This is a genomic window from Streptomyces sp. NPDC002870 (genome assembly GCF_042888505.1).
GTDB lineage: Bacteria > Actinomycetota > Actinomycetes > Streptomycetales > Streptomycetaceae > Streptomyces.
Genome location: NZ_JBIAPW010000004.1, coordinates 152,886 through 179,667 on the forward strand (window position 1 = coordinate 152,886; position 26,782 = coordinate 179,667).

39 protein-coding genes are annotated in these 26,782 nt (G+C 67.5%); 3 read left to right on the forward strand and 36 right to left on the reverse strand.

Features of this window, described 5'->3' with window-relative positions:
* The first annotated feature begins 21 nt into the window (after positions 1-21).
* Positions 22-969, forward strand: coding sequence for a DUF389 domain-containing protein (locus ACFYWY_RS07285; protein ID WP_389181072.1), 948 nt, complete (start codon positions 22-24; stop codon positions 967-969).
* Between the two features lie 89 nt (positions 970-1,058).
* Here ACFYWY_RS07285 and glmM read toward each other — a convergent pair whose 3' ends face one another.
* The 5 genes from glmM to ACFYWY_RS07310 form a co-directional block, all read right to left on the reverse strand.
* Positions 1,059-2,417 (reverse strand): phosphoglucosamine mutase, encoded by a 1,359-nt coding sequence (glmM, locus tag ACFYWY_RS07290; RefSeq protein ID WP_389181075.1) that lies wholly within the window; start codon positions 2,415-2,417, stop codon positions 1,059-1,061.
* A 141-nt stretch (positions 2,418-2,558) separates the two neighbouring features.
* Positions 2,559-3,095, reverse strand: a complete 537-nt coding sequence (gene rpsI, locus ACFYWY_RS07295; protein ID WP_389181078.1) for a 30S ribosomal protein S9 — start codon at positions 3,093-3,095, stop codon at positions 2,559-2,561.
* Positions 3,096-3,139: 44 nt separating this feature from the next.
* Complete coding sequence (gene rplM / locus ACFYWY_RS07300; RefSeq protein WP_266381617.1) at positions 3,140-3,583, reverse strand: 50S ribosomal protein L13; 444 nt, start codon at positions 3,581-3,583, stop codon at positions 3,140-3,142.
* A 260-nt stretch (positions 3,584-3,843) separates the two neighbouring features.
* Positions 3,844-4,041 carry a hypothetical protein gene (locus ACFYWY_RS07305; RefSeq protein ID WP_389181081.1) on the reverse strand — a complete coding sequence of 66 codons (198 nt, stop codon included), beginning with the start codon at positions 4,039-4,041 and terminating at the stop codon, positions 3,844-3,846.
* Positions 4,042-4,229: 188 nt separating this feature from the next.
* Positions 4,230-5,849 (reverse strand): ABC-F family ATP-binding cassette domain-containing protein, encoded by a 1,620-nt coding sequence (locus ACFYWY_RS07310; RefSeq protein ID WP_389181084.1) that lies wholly within the window; start codon positions 5,847-5,849, stop codon positions 4,230-4,232.
* Positions 5,850-5,904: 55 nt separating this feature from the next.
* On the opposite strand from ACFYWY_RS07310, the gene ACFYWY_RS07315 reads away from it, so the two are divergent.
* Positions 5,905-6,849, forward strand: a complete 945-nt coding sequence (locus tag ACFYWY_RS07315; RefSeq protein ID WP_389181088.1) for a hypothetical protein — start codon at positions 5,905-5,907, stop codon at positions 6,847-6,849.
* Here ACFYWY_RS07315 and truA read toward each other — a convergent pair.
* From truA to rpsJ, 31 genes are all read right to left on the reverse strand, one after another.
* The gene (truA, locus tag ACFYWY_RS07320) at positions 6,817-7,689 is read right to left on the reverse strand and encodes a tRNA pseudouridine(38-40) synthase TruA (protein ID WP_389181091.1); all 873 of its coding nucleotides are present in this window, start codon (positions 7,687-7,689) and stop codon (positions 6,817-6,819) included. The genes ACFYWY_RS07315 and truA overlap by 33 nt on opposite strands.
* 76 nt (positions 7,690-7,765) lie before the next feature.
* Positions 7,766-8,266 carry a 50S ribosomal protein L17 gene (gene rplQ / locus ACFYWY_RS07325; RefSeq protein WP_307661668.1) on the reverse strand — a complete coding sequence of 167 codons (501 nt, stop codon included), beginning with the start codon at positions 8,264-8,266 and terminating at the stop codon, positions 7,766-7,768.
* A 135-nt stretch (positions 8,267-8,401) separates the two neighbouring features.
* Positions 8,402-9,424, reverse strand: coding sequence for a DNA-directed RNA polymerase subunit alpha (locus ACFYWY_RS07330; protein WP_003956430.1), 1,023 nt, complete (start codon positions 9,422-9,424; stop codon positions 8,402-8,404).
* Positions 9,425-9,541: 117 nt separating this feature from the next.
* Complete coding sequence (gene rpsK, locus ACFYWY_RS07335) at positions 9,542-9,946, reverse strand: 30S ribosomal protein S11 (protein WP_003956432.1); 405 nt, start codon at positions 9,944-9,946, stop codon at positions 9,542-9,544.
* Between the two features lie 65 nt (positions 9,947-10,011).
* On the reverse strand, positions 10,012-10,392 hold the full coding sequence (gene rpsM, locus ACFYWY_RS07340) for a 30S ribosomal protein S13 (protein ID WP_307661669.1): 381 nt from the start codon (positions 10,390-10,392) through the stop codon (positions 10,012-10,014).
* A gap of 194 nt (positions 10,393-10,586) precedes the next feature.
* Positions 10,587-10,700, reverse strand: a complete 114-nt coding sequence (gene rpmJ, locus ACFYWY_RS07345) for a 50S ribosomal protein L36 (protein WP_003956441.1) — start codon at positions 10,698-10,700, stop codon at positions 10,587-10,589.
* Between the two features lie 59 nt (positions 10,701-10,759).
* Positions 10,760-10,981: a translation initiation factor IF-1 gene (gene infA, locus ACFYWY_RS07350; protein ID WP_003956442.1), complete on the reverse strand. Its 222-nt coding sequence runs from the start codon at positions 10,979-10,981 to the stop codon at positions 10,760-10,762.
* Between the two features lie 159 nt (positions 10,982-11,140).
* A complete protein-coding gene (gene map, locus ACFYWY_RS07355) occupies positions 11,141-11,977 on the reverse strand; it encodes a type I methionyl aminopeptidase (protein ID WP_389181097.1) in 837 nt (278 codons plus the stop codon).
* A 120-nt stretch (positions 11,978-12,097) separates the two neighbouring features.
* Positions 12,098-12,757 (reverse strand): adenylate kinase, encoded by a 660-nt coding sequence (locus tag ACFYWY_RS07360; RefSeq protein ID WP_389181100.1) that lies wholly within the window; start codon positions 12,755-12,757, stop codon positions 12,098-12,100.
* Positions 12,757-14,076 carry a preprotein translocase subunit SecY gene (gene secY / locus ACFYWY_RS07365; protein WP_389181103.1) on the reverse strand — a complete coding sequence of 440 codons (1,320 nt, stop codon included), beginning with the start codon at positions 14,074-14,076 and terminating at the stop codon, positions 12,757-12,759. The genes ACFYWY_RS07360 and secY overlap by 1 nt, the downstream gene beginning before the upstream one ends.
* A 249-nt stretch (positions 14,077-14,325) precedes the next feature.
* Positions 14,326-14,781, reverse strand: a complete 456-nt coding sequence (gene rplO / locus ACFYWY_RS07370) for a 50S ribosomal protein L15 (protein WP_389181106.1) — start codon at positions 14,779-14,781, stop codon at positions 14,326-14,328.
* Between the two features lies 1 nt (position 14,782).
* Positions 14,783-14,965, reverse strand: coding sequence for a 50S ribosomal protein L30 (rpmD, locus tag ACFYWY_RS07375; protein WP_389181109.1), 183 nt, complete (start codon positions 14,963-14,965; stop codon positions 14,783-14,785).
* Positions 14,965-15,567: a 30S ribosomal protein S5 gene (gene rpsE / locus ACFYWY_RS07380; protein WP_385309881.1), complete on the reverse strand. Its 603-nt coding sequence runs from the start codon at positions 15,565-15,567 to the stop codon at positions 14,965-14,967. Before rpsE ends, rpmD begins: the two co-directional genes overlap by 1 nt.
* A gap of 46 nt (positions 15,568-15,613) precedes the next feature.
* Positions 15,614-15,997: a 50S ribosomal protein L18 gene (rplR, locus tag ACFYWY_RS07385; RefSeq protein ID WP_389181113.1), complete on the reverse strand. Its 384-nt coding sequence runs from the start codon at positions 15,995-15,997 to the stop codon at positions 15,614-15,616.
* Between the two features lie 3 nt (positions 15,998-16,000).
* Positions 16,001-16,540, reverse strand: coding sequence for a 50S ribosomal protein L6 (gene rplF, locus ACFYWY_RS07390; protein ID WP_389181116.1), 540 nt, complete (start codon positions 16,538-16,540; stop codon positions 16,001-16,003).
* 21 nt (positions 16,541-16,561) lie between these two features.
* Positions 16,562-16,960: a 30S ribosomal protein S8 gene (rpsH, locus tag ACFYWY_RS07395; RefSeq protein ID WP_307661675.1), complete on the reverse strand. Its 399-nt coding sequence runs from the start codon at positions 16,958-16,960 to the stop codon at positions 16,562-16,564.
* A gap of 210 nt (positions 16,961-17,170) precedes the next feature.
* Positions 17,171-17,356, reverse strand: a complete 186-nt coding sequence (locus ACFYWY_RS07400) for a type Z 30S ribosomal protein S14 (RefSeq protein ID WP_003956452.1) — start codon at positions 17,354-17,356, stop codon at positions 17,171-17,173.
* Between the two features lie 5 nt (positions 17,357-17,361).
* Positions 17,362-17,919, reverse strand: a complete 558-nt coding sequence (gene rplE / locus ACFYWY_RS07405) for a 50S ribosomal protein L5 (RefSeq protein WP_307661676.1) — start codon at positions 17,917-17,919, stop codon at positions 17,362-17,364.
* Complete coding sequence (gene rplX / locus ACFYWY_RS07410; RefSeq protein ID WP_142214201.1) at positions 17,919-18,242, reverse strand: 50S ribosomal protein L24; 324 nt, start codon at positions 18,240-18,242, stop codon at positions 17,919-17,921. The genes rplE and rplX overlap by 1 nt, the downstream gene beginning before the upstream one ends.
* 2 nt (positions 18,243-18,244) lie before the next feature.
* Positions 18,245-18,613: a 50S ribosomal protein L14 gene (gene rplN / locus ACFYWY_RS07415; protein ID WP_008739701.1), complete on the reverse strand. Its 369-nt coding sequence runs from the start codon at positions 18,611-18,613 to the stop codon at positions 18,245-18,247.
* Positions 18,614-18,720: 107 nt separating this feature from the next.
* Positions 18,721-19,005 carry a 30S ribosomal protein S17 gene (gene rpsQ, locus ACFYWY_RS07420; RefSeq protein ID WP_307661677.1) on the reverse strand — a complete coding sequence of 95 codons (285 nt, stop codon included), beginning with the start codon at positions 19,003-19,005 and terminating at the stop codon, positions 18,721-18,723.
* Positions 19,005-19,229 carry a 50S ribosomal protein L29 gene (gene rpmC / locus ACFYWY_RS07425; protein WP_307661678.1) on the reverse strand — a complete coding sequence of 75 codons (225 nt, stop codon included), beginning with the start codon at positions 19,227-19,229 and terminating at the stop codon, positions 19,005-19,007. Before rpmC ends, rpsQ begins: the two co-directional genes overlap by 1 nt.
* On the reverse strand, positions 19,229-19,648 hold the full coding sequence (gene rplP / locus ACFYWY_RS07430; RefSeq protein ID WP_014047785.1) for a 50S ribosomal protein L16: 420 nt from the start codon (positions 19,646-19,648) through the stop codon (positions 19,229-19,231). The genes rpmC and rplP overlap by 1 nt, the downstream gene beginning before the upstream one ends.
* A 5-nt stretch (positions 19,649-19,653) precedes the next feature.
* Positions 19,654-20,505, reverse strand: coding sequence for a 30S ribosomal protein S3 (rpsC, locus tag ACFYWY_RS07435; RefSeq protein WP_307661679.1), 852 nt, complete (start codon positions 20,503-20,505; stop codon positions 19,654-19,656).
* Complete coding sequence (gene rplV, locus ACFYWY_RS07440) at positions 20,505-20,852, reverse strand: 50S ribosomal protein L22 (protein WP_004571827.1); 348 nt, start codon at positions 20,850-20,852, stop codon at positions 20,505-20,507. The genes rpsC and rplV overlap by 1 nt, the downstream gene beginning before the upstream one ends.
* A gap of 40 nt (positions 20,853-20,892) precedes the next feature.
* On the reverse strand, positions 20,893-21,174 hold the full coding sequence (rpsS, locus tag ACFYWY_RS07445; RefSeq protein WP_003966956.1) for a 30S ribosomal protein S19: 282 nt from the start codon (positions 21,172-21,174) through the stop codon (positions 20,893-20,895).
* A gap of 12 nt (positions 21,175-21,186) precedes the next feature.
* The gene (gene rplB, locus ACFYWY_RS07450) at positions 21,187-22,023 is read right to left on the reverse strand and encodes a 50S ribosomal protein L2 (RefSeq protein WP_108151510.1); all 837 of its coding nucleotides are present in this window, start codon (positions 22,021-22,023) and stop codon (positions 21,187-21,189) included.
* A 50-nt stretch (positions 22,024-22,073) separates the two neighbouring features.
* Positions 22,074-22,409: a 50S ribosomal protein L23 gene (rplW, locus tag ACFYWY_RS07455; RefSeq protein WP_389181123.1), complete on the reverse strand. Its 336-nt coding sequence runs from the start codon at positions 22,407-22,409 to the stop codon at positions 22,074-22,076.
* Entirely contained in the window at positions 22,409-23,068 is a 660-nt protein-coding gene (gene rplD, locus ACFYWY_RS07460) for a 50S ribosomal protein L4 (RefSeq protein WP_389181126.1), read from the reverse strand. Before rplD ends, rplW begins: the two co-directional genes overlap by 1 nt.
* A 5-nt stretch (positions 23,069-23,073) precedes the next feature.
* On the reverse strand, positions 23,074-23,718 hold the full coding sequence (rplC, locus tag ACFYWY_RS07465) for a 50S ribosomal protein L3 (RefSeq protein ID WP_266534126.1): 645 nt from the start codon (positions 23,716-23,718) through the stop codon (positions 23,074-23,076).
* Between the two features lie 14 nt (positions 23,719-23,732).
* Entirely contained in the window at positions 23,733-24,041 is a 309-nt protein-coding gene (rpsJ, locus tag ACFYWY_RS07470; RefSeq protein WP_003948644.1) for a 30S ribosomal protein S10, read from the reverse strand.
* 560 nt (positions 24,042-24,601) lie between these two features.
* Here rpsJ and ACFYWY_RS07475 point away from each other — a divergent pair.
* Positions 24,602-26,698, forward strand: a complete 2,097-nt coding sequence (locus tag ACFYWY_RS07475; protein WP_389181129.1) for a PIG-L family deacetylase — start codon at positions 24,602-24,604, stop codon at positions 26,696-26,698.
* Positions 26,699-26,782: the final 84 nt, after the last annotated feature.

The window sequence follows — 26,782 nt, forward strand, 5'->3', positions numbered from 1 at the left end:
CGACTCCGAGGAGCCGCCGGCGTGCTGCACCTGCGCCTGATCACCCCGGCCGACCGCACCGCCGAAGTGGTCCAGCTGATCGAGAAGACCGTCGGCACGACGCACCTCGCGGTCGTCCCCGGCGCCGCCCGCAATCCCCCCGGCGACCTGGTGATGTGCGATGTCGCGCGCGAGGCGGGCGACGAACTGATCGGCGGTCTGCGCGAGCTCGGCATCGACGAGTCCGGCTCGATCGCCGTCGAGAACATCGATCTGTCACTGTCCAGGCGTGCCGACACGGCGGAGGAAGAGGCTCCGGGCGAGGGCGTGGACGCGGTGCTGTGGGAGCACCTGACGGACGCGACGCACGAGGAGTCGACGCTCTCGGTCACGTACATCGCGTTCCTGGCGCTGGCGACGATGATCGCGGCCTGCGGCGTGGTGCTCGACAACGCGATCCTGATCGTGGGCGCGATGGCGGTGGGCCCGGAGTTCGGCCCACTGGCGGGCTTCTGCACGGCGCTGGTGCAGCGCGCCCCGCGGCTGGCGTGGCGCTCGTTCCTCGCGCTGATCGTGGGCTTCGCGGCGGCGATGCTCGTGACGGTGGTCTTCAGCTACTTCATGGACTGGGTGAACCTGTTCGAGCAGGAGATGCTCGCGGCCGAACGTCCCAACACCAACTTCATCTACCGCCCGGACTGGTTCTCGTTCGTGGTCGCGGTCCTGGCGGGCTCGGCCGGCATGCTCTCGCTGACGTCGGCGAAGTCGGGTGCGCTGGTGGGCGTGGCGATCTCGGTCACTACCGTCCCGGCGGCGGCGAACGCGGCGGTGGCTTTCAGTTATCAGGAGTACAAGCAGGCGTGGGGCTCGACGGAGCGACTGCTGCTGAATCTGCTGGGCATTGTGCTGGCGGGCACGCTGACGCTGCTCCTGCAGAAGTATTTCTGGGCGAGGCAGCGGGCGCGTACGGCGGCCAAGTCGCCGCTCTGATACGCGGACATACGCGACATACGCGGCGCACACGATACGCCGCCCGGTCCCGTCGGGGGCCGGGCGGCGTATCGCCTTGCCCGATCAGGTCAGCCGAGCGCGGACTTCACCGCGTCGGCCAGCCGCCCGGCGACCGAGCGGGCCTGCTCGATGTCGGCGGCCTCCACCATCACCCGTACGAGCGGCTCCGTACCCGACGGGCGCAGCAGTACGCGGCCGGTGGCGCCCAGTTCGCGCTCCGCCTCTGCGACGGCGCCCGCGAGCTCCGCGGAGGTGTTGACCCGCGACTTGTCCACGTCCGGCACATTGATGAGCACCTGCGGCAGCCGGTCCATGACCGCCGCGAGATCCGCCAGCGAGCGGCCCGTCGCGGCGACGCGCGACGCCAGCATCAGGCCGGTGAGCGTGCCGTCTCCGGTCGTCGCGTGGTCGAGCACGATGACATGCCCGGACTGCTCGCCGCCCAGCGCGTACCCCTCGGCCTTCATCGACTCCAGGACGTACCGGTCGCCGACCGCGGTCTGCACCAGCTGTACGCCCTCGCGCTCCATCGCCAGCTTGAAGCCGAGGTTGGACATGACGGTGGCGACGACGGTGTCCTTGCGCAGCGTCCCGGCCTCGCGCATCGCGAGGGCGAGCACAGCCAGGATCTGGTCCCCGTCGACTTCCTGCCCCGCGCCGTCGACGGCCAGGCAGCGGTCAGCGTCGCCGTCGTGCGCGATGCCGAAGTCCGCGCCGTGCTCGACGACTGCGGCCTTGAGCAGGCCCAAGTGGGTGGACCCACAGCCGTCGTTGATGTTGAGCCCGTCCGGGGCGGTGCCGATGGTGACGACCTCGGCCCCGGCCCGCGCGAAGGCCTCGGGCGAGACGCGGGCGGCCGCGCCGTGCGCCTCGTCGAGGACGACCTTCAGCCCGTCGAGCCGGTTCGGCAGGACGGCGATGAGGTGCGCGACGTACTTGTCGAAGCCCTCTTCGTAGTCCGTCACGCGTCCGACGCCGGCGCCGGTCGGCCGCTCCCACGGCTCACCGGTCCGGTGCTGCTCGTACACCGTCTCGATACGGTCCTCGAGCTCGTCGGCGAGCTTGTGCCCGCCGCGCGCGAAGAACTTGATGCCGTTGTCCGGCATGGCGTTGTGGCTCGCGGAGAGCATCACGCCGAGGTCGGCGCCCAGCGCGCCGGTGAGGTGCGCCACCGCGGGGGTGGGCAGCACACCGACGCGCAGGACGTCCACGCCCGCGCTTGCGAGACCCGCCACGACGGCGGCCTCCAGAAACTCTCCCGACGCACGCGGATCACGTCCGACCACGGCGGTCGGCCGATGTCCCTCAAAGGTCCCCGCCTCAGCGAGCACATGCGCCGCAGCGACCGACAGGCCGAGCGCGAGCTCCGCCGTCAGATCCGCATTGGCGACACCGCGCACGCCATCCGTGCCGAAGAGTCGTCCCACAGCTGTCCTCCGAAATGCTCCGAAAATGCAAGCCTCTGAGCGCCATAGCCCGTTATACGCCCGAGGTTGTCGATAAACGAACGCCCCGGCAGCACGGAGTGCCGCCGGGGCGAACGAAAGCCGTACAGGCCAGCGTGCGATTTAGCGCTTGCTGTACTGCGGGGCCTTACGGGCCTTCTTGAGACCGGCCTTCTTGCGCTCGACCGCACGGTCGTCGCGGGAGAGGAACCCGGCCTTCTTCAGCGTGGCGCGGTTGTTGTCCACGTCCGCCTCGTTCAGCGCGCGGGCCACGCCGAGGCGCAGGGCGCCGGCCTGACCGGAGACGCCGCCACCCGAGATGCGGGCGATGACGTCGTAGCGGTTGTCGAGCTCGAGCACCTTGAAGGGCTCGTTGACTTCCTGCTGGTGCACCTTGTTGGGGAAGTACTCCTCAAGGGTGCGACCGTTGATCTTCCACTTGCCGGTGCCCGGAACGATCCGGACGCGGGCGATGGCGTTCTTGCGACGGCCCAGGCCGGCAGCCGGCTGGGGGTCGCCGAAGCGGGACGCCAGCGACTCGCTGGTGTACTCGCCCTCGACGGGAACCTCCGACTCGAAGGTGGTCACCTCGGCGAAGGTCTCTTCAGCCTCGGTGCCCGCCACGTCGTCGGCGGTGGTCTCTGCAGTGGTCTCGGCCACGATTCTCCTCAGATCTTTCTGTACGTCTTAGGGGGTGGCCGGAACTACTGCGCGACCTGGGTGATCTCGAACGGGACCGGCTGCTGGGCAGCGTGCGGGTGGTTCTCGCCCGCGTAGATCTTCAGCTTCGAGAGCATCTGACGACCCAGGGTGTTCTTGGGGATCATGCCCTTGATGGCCTTCTCCACAGCCTTCTCCGGGCTCTTGGCCAGCAGCTCGTCGTAGCGGACGGAGCGCAGACCACCCGGGTACCCGGAGTGGCGGTACGCCATCTTCTGGGTCTTCTTGTTGCCGGAGAGGTGAACCTTCTCGGCGTTGATGATGATGACGAAGTCGCCCATGTCCATGTGGGGGGCGTAAATCGGCTTGTGCTTGCCCCGGAGGAGGTTCGCTGCCGTAGTCGCCAGACGGCCCAGGACAATGTCCTGCGCGTCGATGATGTGCCACTGGCGCGTGACATCGCCGGGCTTGGGGCTGTACGTACGCACGGTCGTAGCCTTCGCTTCTTCAGTGATGGGGCCTCCCCAAGCCCCAGGGCTTAGGGGAAGGGTCCTGACAGGGCCACCCGGACGATCACGACAGCCCTGGCGGCGCTACGGGGACGCAACCCGAGTGCCTGCCGCTGGTCATCGGCCCGGTGGACCGGCGTAAGGGCCCCTCACGTGAGATAGAGCAAGCCAATACGCATAACGAACCAGAAGAATACCCGCGCTGACCCGGGCGGGTCAAAACAGGTGACGGGCAGCGGTCAGGGCGCGGCCCCAGCAGGTCCCAGCGCCCTGGCCGGATACCCGGCCTCGTCAGCCCCGAGCCCCACGGCAATCGTCGCAGTCCCGACGGGCAGCCGCTCTGCGATCGCCACGCCGGCCAGCAGCCGCTTGTCACCCGGCCCGTCCAGCTCCGGGGGCAGCCCGGAGACGTCGAGATCACCGGTCGCCGCCCGCACCAGCTGCTCATCGCGGAGCCCGCGCCGCCGTCGCGGTACGGCGCCCGGCCCATCGCCGGATGGAAGGGTCGCCCCGGCGAGAACACGTCCGAGGCGGCGGTGGCAGGCTCGCCCCGCGCCTGCTCGGGCGCGGCGGGGACGGAGCGGGATCAGCCCGCCGCAGGCGGCCCGCCGACCGCCGCCCGAGGTCACCGCACCCGATCGACCCTCCGCTCGTCCCACACCGGCTCCGCCGTCTCCCGCACCACACCGTCCGACCCGAACACCAGATACCGGTCGAAGGCCCGCGCGAACCACCGGTCGTGCGTCACCGCCAGCACCGTCCCCTCGTACGCCTCCAGCCCCTCCTGCAGCGCCTGTGCCGACTCCAGGTCCAGGTTGTCCGTCGGCTCGTCCAGCAGCAGCGCTGTCGTCCCCTCCAGCTCCAGCAGCAGGATCTGGAACCGCGCCTGCTGCCCGCCCGACAGCTTCTCGAAGGGCTGGTCGCCCTGGCGCTCCAGCTCGTACCGGCGCAGCACGCTCATCGCACCGCCCCGGTCCTTCGCATGCTCCGTCCACAGGATGTCGACCAGCGTCCGCCCCAGCAGCTCCGGATGCGCATGCGTCTGCGCGAAGTGCCCGGGCACCACCCGCGCCCCCAGCTTCCACGTCCCCGCGTGGGAGACAGCGTCCCCCGCCAGCAGCCGCAGGAAGTGCGACTTCCCTGACCCGTTCGAGCCGAGCACGGCGACCCGCTCCCCGTAGAAGACCTCCAGGTCGAACGGTTTCATCAGGCCGGTCAGCTCGAGACCGGCACACGTCAGCGCCCGCACCCCGGTCCGGCCGCCCCGCAGCCGCATCCGGATCTCCTGCTCGCGCGGCGGCTCCGGCGGCGGCCCAGCCTCCTCGAACTTCTTGAAGCGCGTCTGCATCGCCCGGTACCTCGACGCCATGTCCGGGCTGATCGCCGCCTGCTGCCGCAACCGCAGCACCAGCGCCTTCAGCCGCGCATGCTCCTCGTCCCAGCGCCGCTTCAGCTCCTCGAAGCGCGCGAAGCGCTCCTTGCGCGCCTCGTGGTACGTACCGAAGCCGCCGCCGTGCACCCATACGTCCGACCCCGCCGGACTCGGCTCCACGCTCACGATCCGCTCCGCCGCCCGCGACAGCAGTTCCCGGTCGTGGGAGACGAAGAGGACCGTCTTACGGGTCTCCTTCAGCCGCTCCTCCAGCCACCGCTTGCCGGGCACGTCCAGATAGTTGTCCGGCTCGTCCAGCAGCAGCACCTCGTCCGGTCCCCGCAGCAGCGCCTCGAGCACCAGCCGCTTCTGCTCACCGCCGCTCAGAGTCCGTACGAGCCGCCACTGCGCCTTCTCGTACGAGACGCCCAGCGCGGCCGACGTGCACATGTCCCAGACGGTCTCGGCCTCGTACCCCCGCGCCTCCGCCCAGTCGCTCAGCGCCTGCGCGTACTTCATCTGCGCGGCCTCGTCGTCCACCGTCATGATCAGGTGCTCCGCGGCGTCGACCGCCCGCGCGGCCTCGCGGATCCGCGGCTGCGCCACCGACACCAGCAGATCCCGTACGGTCCGCTCGTCCCGCACCGATCCGACGAACTGCCGCATCACGCCGAGCCCGCCGCTGACCGACACCGTGCCGCCGTGCGGCTGCAGCTCCCCCGCCATGAGCCGCAGCAGCGTCGTCTTGCCCGCGCCGTTGGCGCCGACCATGGCGACCACCGCGCCCTCGCCCACCCGGAACGAGGCATCGCCGAGAAGCACCCGTCCGTCCGGTAGGTAGTACTCCAGATGCGCCGCCTCGAGATGTCCCATGCGCCGATTCTCGCCGCCGACGTCCCCCTCGCCCAACAGGTTTAGGATGCGCGGCATGAGCTTTGGGCAGGGGGGACCTCAGTGGGGGTCCGGCGGACAGAATCAGAACCCGTACGGGGGGCAAGACCCTTACACCTCCGGGCCGGGCGCCCGCGACCCGTTCGGCCTGCGCGCGAGCGCGCAGACGGACACACCGGACTGGGCCGCGCTGGCTGACGCGTCCGCCACCCGCGCCCGCCGCAGGCGGTGGCTGCTGGTCGGCGGCGGCGCACTCGCGACCGCCCTGATAGCCGGCGTCGTGGCGACCGGGATCGTCTCCTCCAACAGCGGTGGGGGCAACCGGGCCGGGGACAAGAACGCGAGCGAGCTGCCCGCAGCCCCCGACCTGCCCAGCGACACCACCCAGCCCGAACCGTCCTTCTCCTCGGTCGCGCCGCTGCCGCCGCCGAACCCGAAGGACTTCATCTCCGACGAGAAGAAGGACACGGCTCCGCTCAGCGCGGAGATCCTCTTCCCGGGCAAGAAGCTGACGATGGGCGACCGGATCTACGCCAAGGGCGCCACCGCCCGCACCGGCACCTGCCCCTCCGCGACCCAGGGCGCGCTCGGCTCGGTGCTCGAGAAGAACGGCTGCGACCAGGTCTTCCGCGCCACGTACAGCAAGGACGGCATCGCCGTCACCGTGGGCGTCGCGGTCTTCGGCACCGAGGCCGAGGCCAAGAAGGCGGCCCAGCAGGCGCAGGGCAATATCGCCCCGCTCGCAGGCGCCGGGGTCGGGGGCTTCTGCAAGGGCGGCCCGGTCTGCCGGTTCACCGCCAACTCCTACGGCCGCTACGCCTACTTCACCGCCACCGGCTACACCAAGGCCAAGTCCGTCACCAAGGGCGACACCAAGGCCTTCCAGACGGGCGATGACCTCGCTGAGTTCACGTTCCGTCAGATCGTGCGCCGCGGCGAGGCCCAGGCCTCAGCAGCAGCCACCGCTCCCGCCGGACAGTGACCCCGGCAGTGACCGCTTGTTGCGGGCCTCCCGGTTCCGGGCGGCCAGCAACTCGTCGGCGGGGTAACCGACTTCCTCCAGCGTGAGGCCGTGCGGCCGCACCACATGGACGGCCGAGTCCCGCACCCCGGCGGCCAGCACCTTCGACGGCCACTCCACCGGCCGGTGCCCGTCCCCCACGAACAGCAGCGCGCCGACCAGCGAGCGCACCATGTTGTGGCAGAAGGCGTCGGCTTTCACGGTCGCGGTGGCGATCCCCGCCTCGTCCCGCTCCCAGGCGAGCTGCTGCAGCGTACGAATGGTGGTGGCGCCCTCGCGCTTCTTGCAGTACGCCGCGAAGTCGTGCTCCCCGACCAGCCCGGCCGCGGCCGCGTTCATGGCGTCGACGTCCAACGGCCAGTCGTGCCAAAGCACATGACTCCGCAACAGCGGGTCGACACCCCCGGGGTTGTCGGTCACCCGGTACGCGTACCGCCGCCAGATCGCCGAGAAGCGCGCGTTGAACCCCGCGGGGGCCTCCTCGACCTTCCAGACACGCACATCGTGCGAGAGCCGCCCCGCCAGCCGCCGCAGCAACTTGTCCTGGTGCTCGGCCCAGACGCCCTGCGGCAGGTCGACGTGCGCGACCTGCCCGCGCGCGTGCACCCCGGCATCGGTGCGCCCGGCGACGGTCAGTTCGTACGTCTGCGAGGACCGCGTCACCGTACGCAGCGCGTCCTCGATCTCCCCCTGGACGGTCCGTCGCCCAGCGGCCTGCTTGGCCCACCCGGAGAAGTCCCTGCCGTCGTACGACAGATCCAGCCGCACCCGGACGTACCCCGGTTCCACCTCATCGCTCACGGAAAAGATCCTCTCGAAGCGGAACGGGCCCGCACCCCCGAAGGGATACGGGCCCGTCCGTCAGCCTTCAGAACGCTCAGGCGTCCTTGGACTCGTCCGCCGCAGCGGCGTCGCCCTCGGGCTTGGCGTCCTCGACGACCTCGTCCTTCTTGAGGGCGTCTTCCTTGACCGCGCGCTTGGCAGCGGCCTCGGCCTCGGCAACGGTCGCCTTCTTCGCGATCTCACCCTCGACCAGCTCGATCACAGCCATCGGGGCGTTGTCGCCACGACGGTTGCCGATCTTGGTGATCCGGGTGTAGCCGCCCGGGCGCTCGGCGTAACGCGGAGCGATCTCGGTGAAGAGCGTGTGGACGACGCCCTTGTCCGTGATCGACTGCAGCACCAGGCGACGGTTGTGGATGTCGCCCTTCTTCGCCTTGGTGATCAGGCGCTCGGCGACCGGACGCAGGCGGCGGGCCTTGGCCTCGGTCGTGGTGATGCGGCCGTGCTCGAACAGCGACTTCGCGAGGTTCGCGAGAAGCAGACGCTCGTGCGCGGCGCTGCCGCCGAAACGGGCTCCCTTGGTGGGACGCGGCATGGTGTTTCTCCTTGTGATCTGCACCGGCCGTATCAGGTACCGGTGTCAGTTACCGGCGGGCGGCCGCCCACCGGAAGTATCAAATCAAGCCCGTCCGGCGGTTGAGGACAGAGTCCCAACCGCCGGACGCACGGCTCAGTACTGCTCGGTCTCCACGAACCCGGCGTCCGCGTCGTCGTCCGCGCCGAACGCGTCCGCGGCGGCCGTCGGGTCGAATCCGGGCGGGCTGTCCTTGAGCGCCAGGCCCATGCCGGCCAGCTTCGCCTTGACCTCGTCGATCGACTTCGCACCGAAGTTGCGGATGTCGAGCAGGTCGGCCTCGGAACGCGCCACGAGCTCACCCACGGAGTGGATGCCCTCGCGCTTGAGGCAGTTGTACGAACGAACGGTGAGCTCGAGCTCCTCGATCGGCAGCGCCAGGTCGGCAGCGAGCGCGGCGTCCGTCGGGGACGGGCCCATGTCGATGCCCTCGGCGTCGATGTTGAGCTCGCGCGCCAGACCGAACAGCTCGACCAGGGTCTTACCGGCCGAAGCCATGGCGTCACGCGGACGCATGGCCTGCTTGGTCTCGACGTCGACGATCAGCTTGTCGAAGTCGGTGCGCTGCTCGACACGGGTCGCCTCGACCTTGTACGTGACCTTGAGCACCGGCGAGTAGATGGAGTCGACCGGGATACGGCCGATCTCCTGGCCCACCTGCTTGTTCTGCACGGCGGAGACGTAGCCGCGACCGCGCTCGACGGTCAGCTCCATCTCCAGCTTGCCCTTGCCGTTCAGCGTCGCGAGAACGAGGTCCGGGTTGTGGACCTCCACGCCGGCCGGCGGGGCGATGTCAGCAGCGGTGACCAGGCCGGGACCCTGCTTGCGCAGGTACATCACGACCGGCTCGTCGTGCTCCGAGGAGACGACCAGCTGCTTGATGTTCAGGATGAGGTCGGTGACGTCCTCCTTGACGCCCGGCACGGTGGTGAACTCGTGCAGGACACCGTCGATCCGGATGCTGGTGACAGCAGCGCCGGGGATCGAGGAGAGGAGCGTACGGCGCAGGGAGTTACCGAGGGTGTAGCCGAAGCCCGGCTCCAGCGGCTCGATCACGAACCGTGAGCGGTACTCGTCGACGACCTCTTCGGTCAGCGAGGGACGCTGAGCGATAAGCATGAGAAATGCCTCCAGTCTTGGCACCCACTATTTGATGCCAACGGAACAAGGGTACGGGCGGCACGCCCCGGAAGGAACGTACCGCCCGAAACCACAGATGCGGTCACGCACCTGAGGTCAGACGCGCCTGCGCTTGGGGGGGCGGCAGCCGTTGTGCGGGGTGGGGGTGACGTCCTGGATCGAACCGACCTCGAGGCCCGTGGCCTGGAGGGAGCGGATCGCGGTCTCGCGGCCGGAGCCGGGACCCTTGACGAAGACGTCGACCTTGCGCATGCCGTGCTCCTGCGCGCGGCGGGCGGCCGACTCGGCGGCCATCTGCGCGGCGAAGGGGGTGGACTTGCGCGAGCCCTTGAAGCCGACGTGGCCGGCGGAGGCCCAGGAGATCACGTTGCCCGAGGGGTCCGTGATCGAGACGATCGTGTTGTTGAACGTGCTCTTGATGTGGGCGTGCCCATGAGCGACGTTCTTCTTTTCCTTGCGGCGCACCTTCTTGGCAGCGCCCTGACGACCCTTGGGGGGCATCTATTACTCCTACGGGAGGTGGTCGGTCCTACAGCGAAGACCGCTGATGAGCGTCCGGCTGAGGACTACTTCTTGCCCGGCTTCTTCTTACCGGCGATGGCGCGACGCGGGCCCTTGCGGGTACGAGCGTTCGTGCTGGTGCGCTGACCGTGGACCGGCAGGCCACGGCGGTGCCGCAGGCCCTGGTAGCAGCCGATCTCGATCTTGCGGCGAATGTCGGCCTGCACCTCGCGACGGAGGTCACCCTCGGTCTTGAGGTTCGCGTCCACGTACTCGCGGAGCTTGACCAGGTCCTCTTCGGGCAGATCACGAACGCGCGTGTTGGGGTCGACACCGGTGGCCGCAAGGGCTTCCTTGGACCGGGTACGCCCGATGCCGAAGACGTAGGTGAGGGCGATCTCGACGCGCTTCTCGCGCGGGAGGTCAACGCCGGAAAGGCGTGCCATTCATGGCTCCTGTTGTTTCGGAGGTCTTCCGCAGAGCCATTCCGTGGCCGCCGACCCTTACTGAGAAAGGAGGGTGGTACGGACCAGGTCCCCGGCCTCCACCGGGGGTATCGCCGACCGAAGCCAGGCGGGATCTGCGTATGTACTTGATTACTTGCGTCGCCCGAAGAACTGCGAGTGCGGAAGGTCGTGCGTCAGCCCTGGCGCTGCTTGTGGCGCAGGTTGTCGCAGATGACCATGACCCGGCCGTGACGGCGGATCACCTTGCACTTGTCGCAGATCTTCTTGACGCTCGGCTTGACCTTCATGGGATGTGAGGTTCTCCGGGTCAGTGCCGACACCCCACCGAATGGGGTGACGACAAGATCTACTTGTACCGGTAGACGATCCGGCCACGCGTCAGGTCGTACGGAGAGAGCTCCACGACGACCCGGTCGTCCGGGAGGATACGGATGTAGTGCATCCGCATCTTGCCGGAGATGTGCGCGAGGACCTTGTGACCGTTCTGGAGTTCCACCTTGAACATCGCGTTCGGGAGGGACTCGATCACGGTGCCCTCAATTTCGATGGCACCTTGCTTCTTGGCCACGCTTCGCCCTTCGAATCGGCTACCTTGATCGACTCGCGTGGCCGCATGGAGACACACGGGTACACAAGAGCCGACGCATCAGTCTACGACAGGGCACTGGAAAAGACGAATCCGGCAAGTGTGCCCACCCATGAAGATCCTTAAGCGGAGACAGGGTGCTCAGGCCAGCGGGTCCGGGGCCGCCGTGATGCCCATTTCCGCCAGCTTCGCCCTGCCGCAGTCCGGAGAGGTGAGGACCAGCGGGCCCTCCTCCGTCAGCGCCACCGAGTGCTCCCAGTGCGAGGACCAGGTGCCATCCGTAGTGATGACCGTCCACTCGTCCTGGAGCACCTCGGTGTGCGGGGTGCCGAGTGAGACCATCGGCTCGATCGCCAGGCAGAAGCCCGGGACCAGCTTCGGGCCCTTGCCGCGCTTGCGCGTGACGTAGTTCAGCAGGTGCGGGTCCATGTGCATCTCGGTGCCGATGCCGTGGCCGCCGTACTCCTCGATGATCCCGTACCGGCCGCCGCCCGGCTTCGGCTGGCGGCGGATGTACGTCTCGATCGCACGCGAGACGTCGACCAGCCGGTTGCCGTTCTTCATCGCGGCGATGCCGGCCCACATCGACTCCTCGGTGACCCGGGAGAGCTCCACCAGCTCCGGAGCGTGACCGTTGCCGACGAATGCCGTGAAGGCCGCGTCGCCGTGCCAGCCGTCGATGATCGCGCCGGCGTCGACCGAGATGACGTCGCCGTCCTTGAGGACGGTCTTCTCGTCCGGGATGCCGTGGACGACGACCTCGTTCACCGACGTGCAGATGGTCGCGGGGAACCCGCCGTACCCCAGGAAGTTCGACTTCGCGCCGTGGTCGGCGATCACCTTGCGGGCGACCTCGTCCAGATCCTTGGTGGTGGCGCCGGGCACCGCCGCCTCGCGGGTCGCCGCGTGGATCGCGGCGACGACCAACCCCGCCTCGCGCATCTTCGCGATCTGCTCCGGGGTCTTGATCTGCACCATGGCCTTGCCTTCCACATCTGACGTGTCTCTGCTCAACAGTACGGCCGCGGCGCCCATCGGACACCGCGGCCGTACTGAAGGTACTGCTGGGGTACTGCGGGGTACTGCTCAGTCCTCGCGTCAGTCCTCGCGGGACTTCTGGAGCGCGTCCATCGCCCGCTGGGTCACCTCGTTGACCTTGCCCAGCGCGGAGATCGTGACCACCAGGTTCTGCGCCCGGTAGTAGTCGATGATCGGCTCGGTCTGCGTGTGGTAGACCTCGAGCCGCCTGCGCACCGTCTCCTCTGAGTCGTCGTCACGCTGGTACAGCTCGCCGCCGCAGATGTCGCAGACGCCCTCGGTCTTCGCCGGGGAGTACGTCACATGGAAGACGTGGCTCGAGTCGTTGCGGCAGATGCGGCGGCCCGCGATCCGCTTCACGACCTCGTCCTCGGGGACCTCCAGGTCGAGCACCGCGTCCAGCGTCATGCCCTCGGCCTTCAGCATCGCGTCGAGCGCCTCGGCCTGCGAGACATTGCGCGGGAAGCCGTCGAGCAGGAAGCCGTTCGCGGCGTCCGGCTGTTCCATCCGGTCCTTGGCCATCGCGATGGTGACCTCGTCGGGCACCAGCTCTCCCGCGTCCATGTAGGCCTTGGCCTGCAGGCCGAGCTCCGTGCCCTGGCTGATGTTGGCGCGGAAGAGGTCGCCCGTGGAGATGTGCGGGATCGCCAGGTTCTTGGCAAGGTACGCAGCCTGCGTTCCCTTGCCGGCACCAGGCGGTCCGACGAGGACGATTCGCATCAGCGGAGGAACCCTTCGTAATTACGCTGCTGGAGCTGGCTCTCGATCTGCTTCACGGTCTCCAGACCCACACCCACGATGATGAGGATGCTCGTCCCGCCGAACGGGAAGTTCTGGTTCGCGCCGCCGAAGCCTGCCAACGCCATCGTCGGGACAAGAGCAATCAGACCCAGGTACAGCGAGCCCGGCCAAGTGATCCTGTTGAGCACGTAGCTCAGATACTCGGCAGTAGGTCGACCAGCCCGGATACCCGGGATGAAGCCACCATACTTCTTCATGTTGTCAGCGACTTCCTCGGGGTTGAACGAGATCGCCACATAGAAGAAGGCGAAGAACACGATCAACAGGAAGTACGTGGCGATGTAGTACGGGTGATCGCCCTTGACGAAGTGCTGTTCGATCCAGGTCTTCCAGCCCGACGTGCCACTGCTGAACTGAGCGACCAGCGCCGGGATGTAGAGCAGCGAAGAGGCGAAGATGACGGGAATCACACCCGCCTGGTTCACCTTGAGCGGGATGTATGTGGACGTACCGCCGTACGACCGCCGCCCGATCATCCGCTTCGCGTACTGCACCGGGATACGGCGCTGAGCCTGCTCGACGAAGACGACCAGGGCGACCATCACGAAGCCGATCAGGATGACCGTGCTGAACTCGATCCAGCCCTTGGCGAGCTTGCCGCTCTCCTTGATGGCCCACAGGGCGCCCGGGAAGCCGGCGGCGATCGAGATGAACATCAGGATGGACATGCCGTTGCCGATGCCGCGGTCGGTGATGAGCTCACCGAGCCACATGACGGCAGCGGTGCCCGCGGTCATGGTGACGACCATGAGGATGGTCGTGAAGATCGAGCGGTCCGGAACGATCTGGTCGGCGACTGTGCAGCCGCTGAAGAGCGCGCCGCTGCGGGCCGTTGCCACCAGGCCGGTGCCCTGCAGCACGGCGAGGGCGACAGTCAGGTATCGCGTGTACTGCGTGATCTTCGCGGTGCCGGCCGAACCCTCCTTCTTGAGGGCCTCCAGCCGCGGAATGACCACGGTCAGCAGCTGCAGGATGATGCTCGCCGTGATGTACGGCATGATGCCCAGCGCAAAGATGGTGATCTGCAGCAGCGCCCCGCCACTGAACATGTTCACCAGGCCGAACAGGCTGTTGTTGCCCTTCTGGGCCGCGTCCACACAGATCTGTACGTTCTGGTAGCTGACGCCTGGGACCGGAATATGGGACCCCAGCCGGTACAGCACGATGATGGCGAGCGTGAAGAGCAGCTTCTTGCGCAGGTCGGGCGTCTTGAACGCCCGGGCGAACGCGGTGAGCACGGTGCCTCCTGCGACCCCCGCGCTACTGCGTCAGAGGTGACGGTATTGAGGATCGACGAATACGTAATAGGCAATCCGCACGATCTTAGTCGGACAGACCGCACGGCCGGGGGCAGAACCCCCTTTGTTCACAGCAACAGTGCACGCCACCTTACCGGCGGAAGTGCCCCCCTAGGAACGACCAACCGGGGATGCCCCATTTGAGAGGCATCCCCGGTCGATTTTCAGCTTTCAGCCATCGAACTCGTCTCAGACGAGCTCGGTGACGGTGCCGCCGGCAGCGGCAATCTTCTCCTTGGCGGAACCGGAGACGGCGTCAACCGAAACCTGCAGCGCCACGGAGATCTCGCCCTGGCCAAGGACCTTGACGAGGCTGTTCTTGCGAACCGCACCCTTGTCGACCAGATCGGCCACCGTGACCTCGCCACCCTGCGGGTAGAGCGCGGCCAGCTTGTCCAGGTTCACGACCTGGTACTCGGTACGGAACGGGTTCTTGAAGCCCTTGAGCTTCGGGAGACGCATGTGGAGGGGCATCTGCCCACCCTCGAAGCGCTCCGGAACCTGGTAACGGGCCTTGGTGCCCTTGGTACCACGACCTGCGGTCTTACCCTTGGACGCCTCACCACGACCCACACGGGTCTTGGCGGTCTTGGCGCCCGGGGCGGGCCGGAGGTTGTGGACCTTCAGCGGGTTGTTCTCCGCCATGTCAGTCGACCTCCTCTACCGTGACGAGGTGGCGGACGGTGTGCACCATGCCGCGGAACTCGGGACGGTCCTCCTTGACAACCACGTCGTTCAGGCGCTTGAGCCCGAGCGAACGCAGGGTGTCGCGGTGGTTCTGCTTGCTGCCGATGTACGACTTCGTCTGCGTGATCTTGAGACGGGACATTACGCACCCGCTCCCGCACGTGCACGAAGCAGAGCCGCGGGGGCGACGTCCTCGAGGGGCAGACCACGGCGAGCCGCGATCTCCTCGGGACGCTGCAGACCCTTGAGGGCCGCCACGGTCGCGTGCACGATGTTGATCGCGTTGGACGAGCCGAGCGACTTCGACAGGATGTCGTGGACGCCGGCGCACTCGAGCACCGCACGCACCGGGCCACCGGCGATAACGCCGGTACCGGGGGAAGCAGGCTTGAGCAGGACGACGCCCGCGGCCTTCTCGCCCGTGATCGGGTGCGGGATGGTGCCCTGGATACGCGGAACCTTGAAGAAGTTCTTCTTGGCCTCTTCAACGCCCTTGGCGATGGCCGCGGGAACTTCCTTGGCCTTGCCGTATCCGACACCTACGGTGCCGTCACCGTCGCCCACCACGACCAGCGCGGTGAAGCTGAAGCGGCGACCACCCTTGACAACCTTGGCAACGCGGTTGATCGCGACAACGCGCTCAACATAAGCGGTCTTCTCGGCGGCAGGGCCACCGTCGCGACCCTTCCGGTCCCGCCGCTCGCCGCCACCGGCACCGCTTCCGCGGCGCTGGGGTCCAGCCATTGGATTTACCTCTCTCTGTTACGTCCGTTAGTCCCGGAACCGGGGCTTAGAACTTCAGCCCGGCTTCGCGGGCGGCGTCAGCCAGAGCGGCAATGCGCCCGGCGTACCTGTTGCCACCACGGTCGAACACGACGGTCTCGATGCCGGCAGCCTTCGCACGCTCGGCCACAAGCGCGCCGACCTGCTTGGCCTGGGCGCTCTTGTCGCCCTCGCCACCACGAATCGAGGTGTCCAGGGTCGACGCCGACGCGAGCGTGTGGCCCGCGATGTCGTCGATGACCTGCGCAACGATGTTGCGGTTGGAGCGCGTCACGACCAGGCGCGGACGTACCGGCGTGCCGGAGACGTGCTTGCGGACGCGGATGTGGCGGCGCTTGATGGCAGCGCGCTTGTACGCGTCGCCCTTGGCAATCTTTACACCGTATGCCATGGCTTACTTACCCGCCTTTCCGACCTTGCGGCGGATGACCTCGCCGGCGTACTTGACACCCTTGGCCTTGTACGGGTCGGGCTTCCGCAGCTTGCGGATGTTCGCGGCGACCTCGCCGACCTTCTGCTTGTCGATGCCTTCGACCGAGAACTTGGTCGGCGACTCGACCTTGAAGGAGATGCCCTCGGGCGCCTCCACCAGGATCGAGTGGCTGTAGCCGAGCTGGAACTCCAGGTTGGAGCCCTTCGCGGCAACGCGGTAACCGACACCGCTGATCTCGAGCGCCTTGACGTACCCCTGGGTCACGCCGGTGATCATGTTCGCCACCAGCGTGCGGGACAGGCCGTGGAGGGCCTTGTTCTGACGCTCGTCGTTCGGGCGCAGCACCTTCAGGGTGCCGTCCTCGCCCTTGGTGACCTCGATCGGCGCAGCGACGGTGTGCGCGAGGGAACCCTTGGGTCCCTTCACCGCGACCGTGCGGCCATCGATGGTGACGTCCACACCGGCGGGAACCTGGATGGGGAGCTTGCCGATTCGCGACATTAGCTTTTCCTCCGTTCCCGACTACCAGACGTAGGCGAGGACTTCCCCACCCACGCCCTTCTTCTGCGCCTGCTGGCCGGTCAGGAGACCGTGGGACGTGGAGATGATCGCCACGCCCAGGCCGCCGAGAACCTTCGGCAGACTGGTGGACTTCGCGTACACGCGCAGACCCGGCTTGGAAATGCGCTTGATGCCGGCGATCGAACGCTCGCGGTTCGGGCCGAACTTCAGCTCCAGGACGAGGTTCTTGCCGACTTCGGCGTCCTCGACCTTCCAGCCGGTGATGAAGCCCTCCTGCTGGAGGATCTCCGCGATGTGCGACTTGATCTTGCTGTGCGGCATCACGACGGAGTCGTGGTATGCCGAGTTCGCGTTACGCAGACGCGTGAGCATGTCTGCGATGGGATCAGTCATGGTCATGAATTGGCCTTCGGCCTCTCTCGCCGGGGTTTCCTGTATGCGCCATCCCTCTCCCCACTCAGTGGCGGGACGGGTGCGGTGCGGGGACCTACGGCGTAGTAAGTCGGTCAGGGCGGCAGGCGCCCAACCCCACAAGCCTACGGCATATGAGGGAGGGCTCCCGCCGACCAGATACTTACCGAGAGCCTCCGGTAATTCCCAAGAAGGGAATTACCAGGAGCTCTTGGTCACGCCCGGCAGCTCGCCACGGTGAGCCATCTCACGAAGGCACACGCGGCACAGGCCGAACTTGCGGTAGACGGAGTGCGGACGGCCACAGCGCTGGCAGCGGGTGTAGGCGCGCACACCGAACTTGGGCTTACGAGCAGCCTTGGCAATAAGAGCCTTCTTCGCCATCTCGCTTACGCCTCCTTGAACGGGAAGCCGAGGTGACGAAGGAGCGCGCGGCCCTCAGCGTCGTTGGTCGCCGTGGTGACCACGGTGATGTCCATACCCCGGACGCGGTCGATCTTGTCCTGGTCGATCTCGTGGAACATGACCTGCTCCGTGAGACCGAAGGTGTAGTTGCCACGGCCGTCGAACTGCTTGGGGGACAGACCACGGAAGTCGCGGATGCGCGGAAGCGCGAGCGACAGAGTGCGGTCCAGGAACTCCCACATGCGGTCGCCACGAAGCGTGACGTGGGCACCGATCGGCTGGCCCTCACGCAGCTTGAACTGCGCGATGGACTTACGGGCCTTGGTGACGGCCGGCTTCTGGCCGGTGATCGTGGTGAGGTCGCGAATCGCGCCGTCGATCAGCTTGGAGTCGCGGGCGGCGTCGCCCACACCCATGTTGACCACGATCTTGACGAGGCCGGGAATCTGCATGACGTTCTCGTACGAGAACTCCTCACGCAGCTTGCCCGCGATCTCCTCGCGGTACTTCGTCTTCAGACGCGGAGTGGTGGTGGTAGCCATCAGATGTCCTCACCCGTCCGCTTGGCAACGCGGATCTTGTTGCCTTCGTCGTCGAAGCGGTAACCGACGCGCGTGACGACCTTGTTGCCGTCCTTCTCCACGACGAGCTGAACGTTGCTCACGTGAACGGGGGCCTCAGTCGTGACAATGCCACCGGTCTGCGAGCCGCGAGCGGTCTGACCGGCCTTGGTGTGCTTCTTGACCCGGTTGACACCCTCGACCAGGACGCGGTCCTCACGGGGGAAGGCCGCGATGACCTTGCCCTGCTTGCCCTTGTCCTTGCCGGTGATGACCTGAACCAGGTCGCCCTTCTTGATCTTCATGCTTACAGCACCTCCGGCGCGAGCGAGATGATCTTCATGAACTTCTTCTCGCGCAGCTCACGGCCCACCGGGCCGAAGATACGGGTGCCCCGAGGGTCGCCGTCGTTCTTCAGAATGACGGCGGCGTTCTCGTCGAAGCGGATGTACGAGCCGTCCTGGCGACGGCGCTCCTTGACGGTGCGAACGATGACCGCCTTGACGACGTCACCCTTCTTCACGTTGCCACCGGGGATCGCGTCCTTGACGGTGGCGACGATGACGTCACCGATGCCCGCGTAGCGGCGACCGGAACCACCGAGAACACGGATGCAAAGGATCTCCTTGGCACCAGTGTTGTCGGCGATACGCAGTCGCGACTCCTGCTGGATCACGTCTATCTCCTGATCGTCTGCCGGTTCCCGGCAGGGGCTGTCCTCTTACGAGGTCAGGCCCCTGCCGAGCCTGGCGGAACTGTCCTGAGGGGAAACCCCCTCAGGGATTACTTGGCCTTCTCGAGGATCTCGACGATGCGCCAGCGCTTCGTCGCCGACAGCGGACGCGTCTCCATGATGAGGACGCGGTCGCCGACACCGGCAGCGTTCTGCTCGTCGTGCGCCTTGAGCTTGTTGGTACGGCGGATGACCTTGCCGTACAGCGCGTGCTTCACACGGTCCTCGACAGCGACGACGACGGTCTTGTCCATCTTGTCGCTGACGACCAGACCCTCACGGGTCTTGCGGAAACCGCGGTCAGTGTTGGTCTCAGTCACATTGCTCTCGCTCATCAGGCGCTCTCCACCGTCTCGATGCCCAGCTCGCGCTCACGCATGAGGGTGTAGATCCGCGCGATGTCCTTGCGGACGGCCTTGAGCCGGCCGTGGTTCTCGAGCTGACCGGTCGCCGCCTGGAAGCGGAGGTTGAACAGCTCTTCCTTGGCCTCGCGAAGCTTGGCGACAAGCTCCTCGTCGCCCAGCTCTCGCAGCTCGGACGCCTTGGTACCGGTAGACATCACGACTCACCTGCCTCGCGCCGAACGATCCGGCACTTCATTGGAAGCTTGTGAGCTGCGCGGGTAAGCGCCTCACGCGCAATCTTCTCGTTCGGGTAGGACAGCTCGAACATCACCCGACCGGGCTTGACGTTCGCGATCCACCACTCCGGGGAACCCTTACCGGAACCCATGCGGGTCTCGGCAGGCTTCTTCGTCAGCGGGCGGTCCGGGTAGATGTTGATCCAGACCTTGCCGCCACGCTTGATGTGGCGGGTCATCGCGATACGAGCCGCCTCGATCTGGCGGTTGGTCACGTACGCCGGAGTGAGGGCCTGAATGCCGTACTCGCCGAACGCAACCTGCGTACCACCCTTGGACATACCGCTGCGCTTCGGGTGGTGCTGCTTGCGGTGCTTGACCCTACGGGGGATCAGCATTTCGGTCAGGCCTCCGTTCCGGTGCTCTCAGCAGCCGGAGCAGCGGCAGCGGCGGGAGCCTCGGCCTTGGGGGCCTCGGCTGCCGGCGCAGACTGCTGCGGCTTGCGACCACCGCGGCCGCCCCGCTCGCCACCACGACCGCCACGGCCACCGGCCGGACGGTCGCCGGCGCCACCACGGGCCGGGCGGTTACCCGCACGGGCCGCAGCGTTCTCGGCGCGGACCTCGGCGATGTTCTTGACGTCGCCCTTGTAGATCCAGACCTTCACACCGATACGGCCGAAGGTCGTCTTGGCCTCGAAGAAGCCGTAGTCGACGTTCGCGCGGAGCGTGTGCAGGGGCACACGGCCCTCGCGGTAGAACTCCGAGCGGGACATCTCGGCGCCGCCGAGACGGCCACCGCACTGGATCTTGATGCCCTTGGCGCCGGCCTTCATCGTGCCCTGCATGCTCTTACGCATGGCGCGACGGAAGGAGACGCGGGAGGAGAGCTGCTCGGCGACGGCCTGGGCCACCAGCTGAGCGTCCACCTCGGGGTTCTTGACCTCGAGGATGTTCAGCTGGACCTGCTTGCCGGTCAGCTTCTCCAGCTCGCCACGGATGCGGTCGGCCTCGGCGCCACGGCGACCGATGACGATGCCCGGGCGGGCGGTGTGGATGTCAACGCGGACGCGGTCGCGGGTGCGCTCGATCTCAACCTTCGAGATGCCGGCTCGCTCCATGCCCTTCGTCATCATGCGACGAATGGCGACGTCTTCCTTGACGTAGTCCTTGTACAGCTTGTCGGCGTACCAACGGGACTTGAAGTCCGTGGTGATGCCGAGCCGGAACCCATGCGGGTTAACCTTCTGGCCCATTACCGGGTTCCTTCCTTGCTGCTGACGACCACGGTGATGTGGCTGGTCCGCTTACGGATCCGGTAGGCACGGCCCTGAGCACGCGGACGGAACCGCTTCAGGGTCGGGCCCTCGTCCACGTACGCCTCGCTGATGACCAGCGAAGAGGCGTCGGTGTGGTCGTAGTTGTGTGCAGCGTTGGCAATGGCGCTGTCAAGCACCTTGCCAACCGGCACGCTCGCGGCCTGCGGGGCGAAACGCAGGACCGCCTGAGCCTCCGTGGCATCCATGCCACGGATGAGGTCCACCACTCGGCGGGCCTTCATGGGCGTGACGCGGATGTACCGCGCCTGGGCCCTGGCTTCCATGGTTGTCCCTTCGGTGTAAGTCATAGTCAGTCACCCCGCGTTAGCGGCGCTTCGACTTCCGGTCGTCCTTGACGTGGCCGCGGAAGGTGCGAGTCGGCGAGAATTCGCCGAGCTTGTGGCCGACCATCGACTCGGTGACGAACACCGGGACGTGGATCTTGCCGTTGTGCACCGCGATCGTGTGGCCGAGCATGGCCGGGACGATCATCGAGCGACGGGACCAGGTCTTGATGACGTTCTTGGTGCCTGCTTCGTTCTGGACATCCACCTTCTTGATGAGGTGTCCGTCGACGAAGGGCCCCTTCTTGAGACTGCGCGGCATCTAAACCCGCTCCTAGCGCTTCTTGTTCGTCTTGCGGCGGCGGACGATGTACTTGCTCGATGCCTTCTTCGGCGAGCGAGTACGACCCTCCTTCTGACCCCACGGGCTGACCGGGTGGCGACCACCGGAGGTCTTGCCCTCACCACCACCGTGCGGGTGGTCGACCGGGTTCATGGCGACACCGCGGACGGTCGGGCGAACGCCCTTCCAGCGCAGACGGCCGGCCTTGCCCCAGTTGATGTTCGACTGCTCGGCGTTGCCGACCTCGCCGATGGTGGCGCGGCAGCGGGCGTCGACCAGCCGGATCTCACCGGAAGGCATACGAAGGTGGGCCATCGTGCCCTCCTTCGCCAGCAGCTGCACGGAGGCACCCGCGGAACGGGCGAACTTCGCGCCGCCGCCGGGCCGCAGCTCGATGGCGTGGATGGTCGTACCGACCGGGATGTTGCGCAGCGCCAGGTTGTTGCCGGGCTTGATGTCGGCGGCCGGGCCGTTCTCGACACGGTCGCCCTGCGTCAGGCCCTTGGGCGCGATGATGTAGCGCTTCTCGCCGTCTGCGTAGTGCAGAAGCGCGATGCGCGCGGTGCGGTTCGGGTCGTACTCGATGTGAGCGACCTTGGCCGGCACGCCGTCCTTGTCGTGACGACGGAAGTCGATCACGCGGTAGGCGCGCTTGTGGCCACCGCCCTGGTGACGGACGGTCACACGACCGGTGTTGTTACGGCCGCCCTTGCTGTGCAGCGGGCGGACCAGCGACTTCTCCGGCGTGGACCGCGTGATCTCGACAAAGTCGGCGACGCTGGAGCCACGACGGCCCGGGGTCGTCGGCTTGTACTTGCGGATACCCATGTTCTCTCAGTCCTCGGAAGAATTCCGGATCCTGGACGTCTCGACCTCCGTCAGGAGGTCGGGCCGCCGAAGATGTCGATTCGGTCGCCCTCAGCGAGGGTCACGATGGCGCGCTTGGTGTTGGCGCGCTTGCCGAAACCGGTCTTGGTGCGCTTGCGCTTACCCTGACGGTTGATCGTGTTGACCCCGGTGACCTTGACCGAGAAGACCGCCTCGACGGCCTGCTTGATCTGGGTCTTGTTGGAGCCGGGCGCGACGATGAACGTGTACTTGTTCTCGTCCAGCAGGGCGTAGCTCTTCTCGGAGACAACCGGCTTGACGAGAACGTCGCGCGGGTCCGAGTAGGTCTTGCTGGTGACGGTGGCCTGCGAGGCAATGTCAGCCATCAGGCGTCGCTCCCTTCGGTCTCATCGTTCCGGCCAGTAGGCGCGCCAGACACGAAGGACTCGAAGGCGGCCTTGGTGAAGACCACGTCGTCAGAGACGAGTACGTCGTACGTGTTCAGCTGGCCCGGCTCCAGGAGGTGCACCTGGGGCAGGTTGCGGGCGGAGAGCCACGCGGCCTCGTCCGAGCGCTCGACAACCAGGAGCACGTTCTTGCGCTCGCTGACCTTGCCCAGCAGGGACTTGGCGGCCTTCGTGGAGATCTCGCCCTCGACCACGCCGGAGACGACGTGGATACGGGAGTTACGGGCCCGGTCGGTGAGGGCACCGCGCAGGGCGGCGGCCTTCATCTTCTTCGGGGTCCGCTGCGAGTAGTCACGCGGCGTGGGGCCGTGTACGACGCCACCGCCGGCGAACTGCGGCGCACGGGTCGAACCCTGACGGGCTCGGCCGGTGCCCTTCTGGCGGTAAGGCTTCCTACCGCCACCACGGACCTCGCCACGGCGCTTGACCTTGTGCGTGCCCTGACGGGCGGCGGCCAGCTGCGCGACAACGACCTGGTGGATCAGCGGGATGCTGATCTTGGCGTCGAAGATCTCGGCCGGGAGCTCGACGGTCCCGGACTTGTCGCCGGAGGGCGACAGAATGTCAATGGTGCTCATAGTCCTCAGACCCCCTTGGCCGCAGTGCGGACGAGGACGAGGCCGCCGTTCGGACCAGGAACCGCGCCCTTGATGAGCAGCAGGCCCTTCTCCGCGTCAACCGCGTGGATGGTCAGGTTCTGGGTGGTGACCCGCTCGTTACCCATGCGGCCCGCCATGCGCATGCCCTTGAAGACACGCCCAGGGGTGGCGCAGCCACCGATGGAACCGGGCGAGCGGTGCTTGCGCTGGGTACCGTGACCGGCGCCGAGGCCCTTGAAGTTGTGACGCTTCATGACACCGGCGAAGCCCTTGCCCTTGCTCTTGCCCGTGACGTCAACCTTGACGCCGGACTCGAACACCTCGGCAGTGATCTCCTGGCCCAGCGTGTACTCGCTGGCGTCGGAGGTACGGAGCTCCACCAGGTGGCGGCGCGGGGTTACGTCGGCCTTGGCGAAGTGACCCTTGAGGGGCTTGTTCACCTTGCGCGGGTCAATCTCGCCGAAGGCGATCTGGACCGACTCGTAGCCGTCGATGTCGTTCTTACGGACCTGGGTAACGACGCAGGGCCCGGCCTTGACGACGGTCACCGGGACGACACGGTTGTTCTCGTCCCAGACCTGGGTCATGCCGAGCTTCTCGCCCAGGACGCCCTTGATCTGCTTTGCCATCTTCTCCGCGCCTCTCAGAGCTTGATCTCGATGTCAACGCCGGCCGGAAGGTCCAGGCGCATCAACGAGTCAACGGTCTTGGGCGTCGGGTCGAGGATGTCGATCAGGCGCTTGTGCGTGCGCATCTCGAAGTGCTCGCGAGAGTCCTTGTACTTGTGCGGCGACTTGATGACGCAGTACACGTTCTTCTCAGTGGGCAGCGGCACCGGGCCCGCGACCGACGCACCAGTGCGGGTCACCGTCTCGACGATCTTCTTCGCCGAGGAATCGATGACCTCGTGGTCGTAGGCCTTGAGCCGGATGCGGATCTTCTGTCCCGCCATGGCTACTAGTAGTCCTGTCTCTAGAAACGCTCTGGAACTCGGTCGGTCCTGCGAACTTCTCCGACCCCCGCGGTCGGGCGTGTCGCACTCCCTCTACGAAGATCTCCCGAAGGATTTCCCAACCAAGGGGGTGCGGGCCGAAGACCACGCGTCGGGGGAAGAACACCCACCGAGCGCCTGGCTGGTACCCCGCTGACACTTCCCGGAAGATTCCCGTACGTCCGCTCCAGCGCTGCCTTACGGCAGTTGGGGCGACGAGTACTGTGGGACTCGCTTCCGGTCCTCCCGGCGGGAGGCGCGCAACATTGGCACTCAACCGAGCAACCTGGACAGTGTGCCATAAGGGGCAGACCCCTGGCCAATCGTGGCCGGAGAGCGTACCCCACCGCTCCGCCCCACGCACAAGCTTCCTGCGGCGAAGCAACCTCGCGTGTCGGTCAGCCGTCTTGCTGACTGCGGAACGGCTCTGACCAGCAGCCCGTCCGCCATCGCCTGAGAAAGACAGTACGCAGCACGGGGGCCTCTCTGCCCGCTGCGGGGGAGCGGACGGAGCACGACAGATGAACGACGCGCCTGCCCGGGCGGCGGCTGCCACGCGCCCCGGCGGCCCGAGCAGACGCCGTGTGGTCACCGCCACGACCGTCCTCGCCGCCGCCGCGGCCCTCAGTTCCTGCTCCGTACCCGCCCCGCGGCGCTCCACCCCCGCCGCGGACCCCGCGCCCGGCATGGCGATAGCCAGCTCCCGGCGGGCGCAGGCGATGCAGATACTGGCCCATCCGGATGACGATCTGTACTTCATGAACCCCGACACCCAGCGGATGCTGGCCGCCGGGGTCCCGCTGGTCTGCATCTATGTCACCGCGGGTGAGCACAACGGCAAGAACCACATACCCGGGGACTGGGACGTCCCCGCGGACCGGGCCGGCTACGCCTCCGCCCGCCACCAGGGCCTGCGCCAGGCCTACGCGGCCCTGCTCGGGCTCGACATGTTCGCCGACTGGACCAAGGATGTCGCCTCGCTGCACGGCGGCCACCGGGCGGAGATCAACACCCTCACCAACGGCCGGGCCGCGGTCGAACTGATCTTCCTCAACCTCCCCATGCACACCACTCGCCGCTATATGGCTCTCCCCAGCCTGTGGCGGGACCGCTCGCTCGGTCTGAACACCGTCGTCGCCACGGACTCTCCGCTGCGCAGGACCGTCTCGTACGACTACGACGCGCTCATCGACGTACTCGTCGGGCTGATGGAGCAGTACCGGCCGACCGTGATCCAGACCCTGGACCCCGATCCCGACATCCAGCACAGCGACGAGGCCACCCGTAAGAAGGACAGCGAGCAGCGCGGCTACTCGGATCACGCCGACCACACCGCCGCCGCCCTGTTCAGCTGGGCCGCGATGGTCCGCTGGGTCGCCCGTGCGACGAGCGACAGCGGTGAGGTGCCCGGCTTCGTCGCCACCGCCTTCCGCGGCTACTACAACCGCCACTGGCCGAAGAACCTCCCGGCCGCGGTCCTCCGGGAGAAGGCCGCCGGCCTCGTCCCGTACGGCGGCAGCCCGGACTGGGAATGCGGCAACGCGGCCGGCTGCGGCGACTACAACGTCGGCGGCATCCGCCCGCTCAAGAACAAGAAGGGCTGGGTCCGCGCCACCCACCACCGCTACCCCGGCCCCCGCACCACCGTCGCCGCCGAGGCGTCCGGCCGGCTGGTCGCCTACGGCGTACTCGGGCTGCGTGCGGTCCGCTGGCGGGAGACCCGGCCGGGAAGCGGCCAGTGGGGCGCCCCGGACGACCTCGGCGGCGGCCCGCTCGCGCCCGCGCTCGGCGCGGCCACCCTCAAGGACGGCCGTCAGCTGCTGTTCGCGCTGCGCTTCGCCGCCATCGACGGCCACGGCGGCGCCAACCGGCGCGAGGTCGTCCTGCTGGAACAGGGCTCCCCCGGCGGCGAGTTCCTCGCCTGGAACGGCCTGGGCAACCCCGAGCGGGACGACGACCGCGGCCGCCGCATCGGCGTTCCGGTGGCGGTCGCGGCCCCCGACGGCCGGGTCCACCTCTTCGTCCGCAATGCCGACAAGGGCATCAGCACCCGGGTCCGCGACAGGACCGGGCGCTGGGACCGCTGGCGCGACCTCGGCGGCGCGGAGATCCAGGACGGCCTCTCCACGGTCGTGGACAGGGCCGGCCGGGTCCATGTCTTCGGCGCCGGTCGCGAGAGCGTGCACCACTGGACGCAGGACACCATGGGCCTGCCGCTCACCTTCCGCCCGGACAGCCGGCTGCCGGTCCCCGGGGGCCCGCTCGCCCCGGTGCTGACCGACGACGGTGGCATCGAGCTGTACTACCGCAAGCCGGCGGACTCGGTGGTGATGGCCGTACGCACCGGCGGCGCACCCGCCCGGCCCCGCAAGGAAGGCTTCGAAGGGTACGGCCCACTCAGCGCGGCCGCGGCCCCGGGCGGCCTCGTACTGCTCGGCAAGGACATCCGTGGCCGGATCCAACTCCGCACCGGCGAAAAGCTTCTGACGCGCACGCAAGGGATCGCGGCGCTGGACGCGCCCTCCCTGCACACGGGCCGCTCGGGCGCCACCGTCGTGGGCCTTGGGGCCGACGCACACCCCTGGACCTGGTTGCCCGGGGCCGGAACGGCCGGCTGAGAGGGCCGAGACGCGAACAAGGGCCCCGCACCGATGGTGCGGGGCCCTTGCTGATGCTCCAGGAGCAACCAGATCAGATCAGAT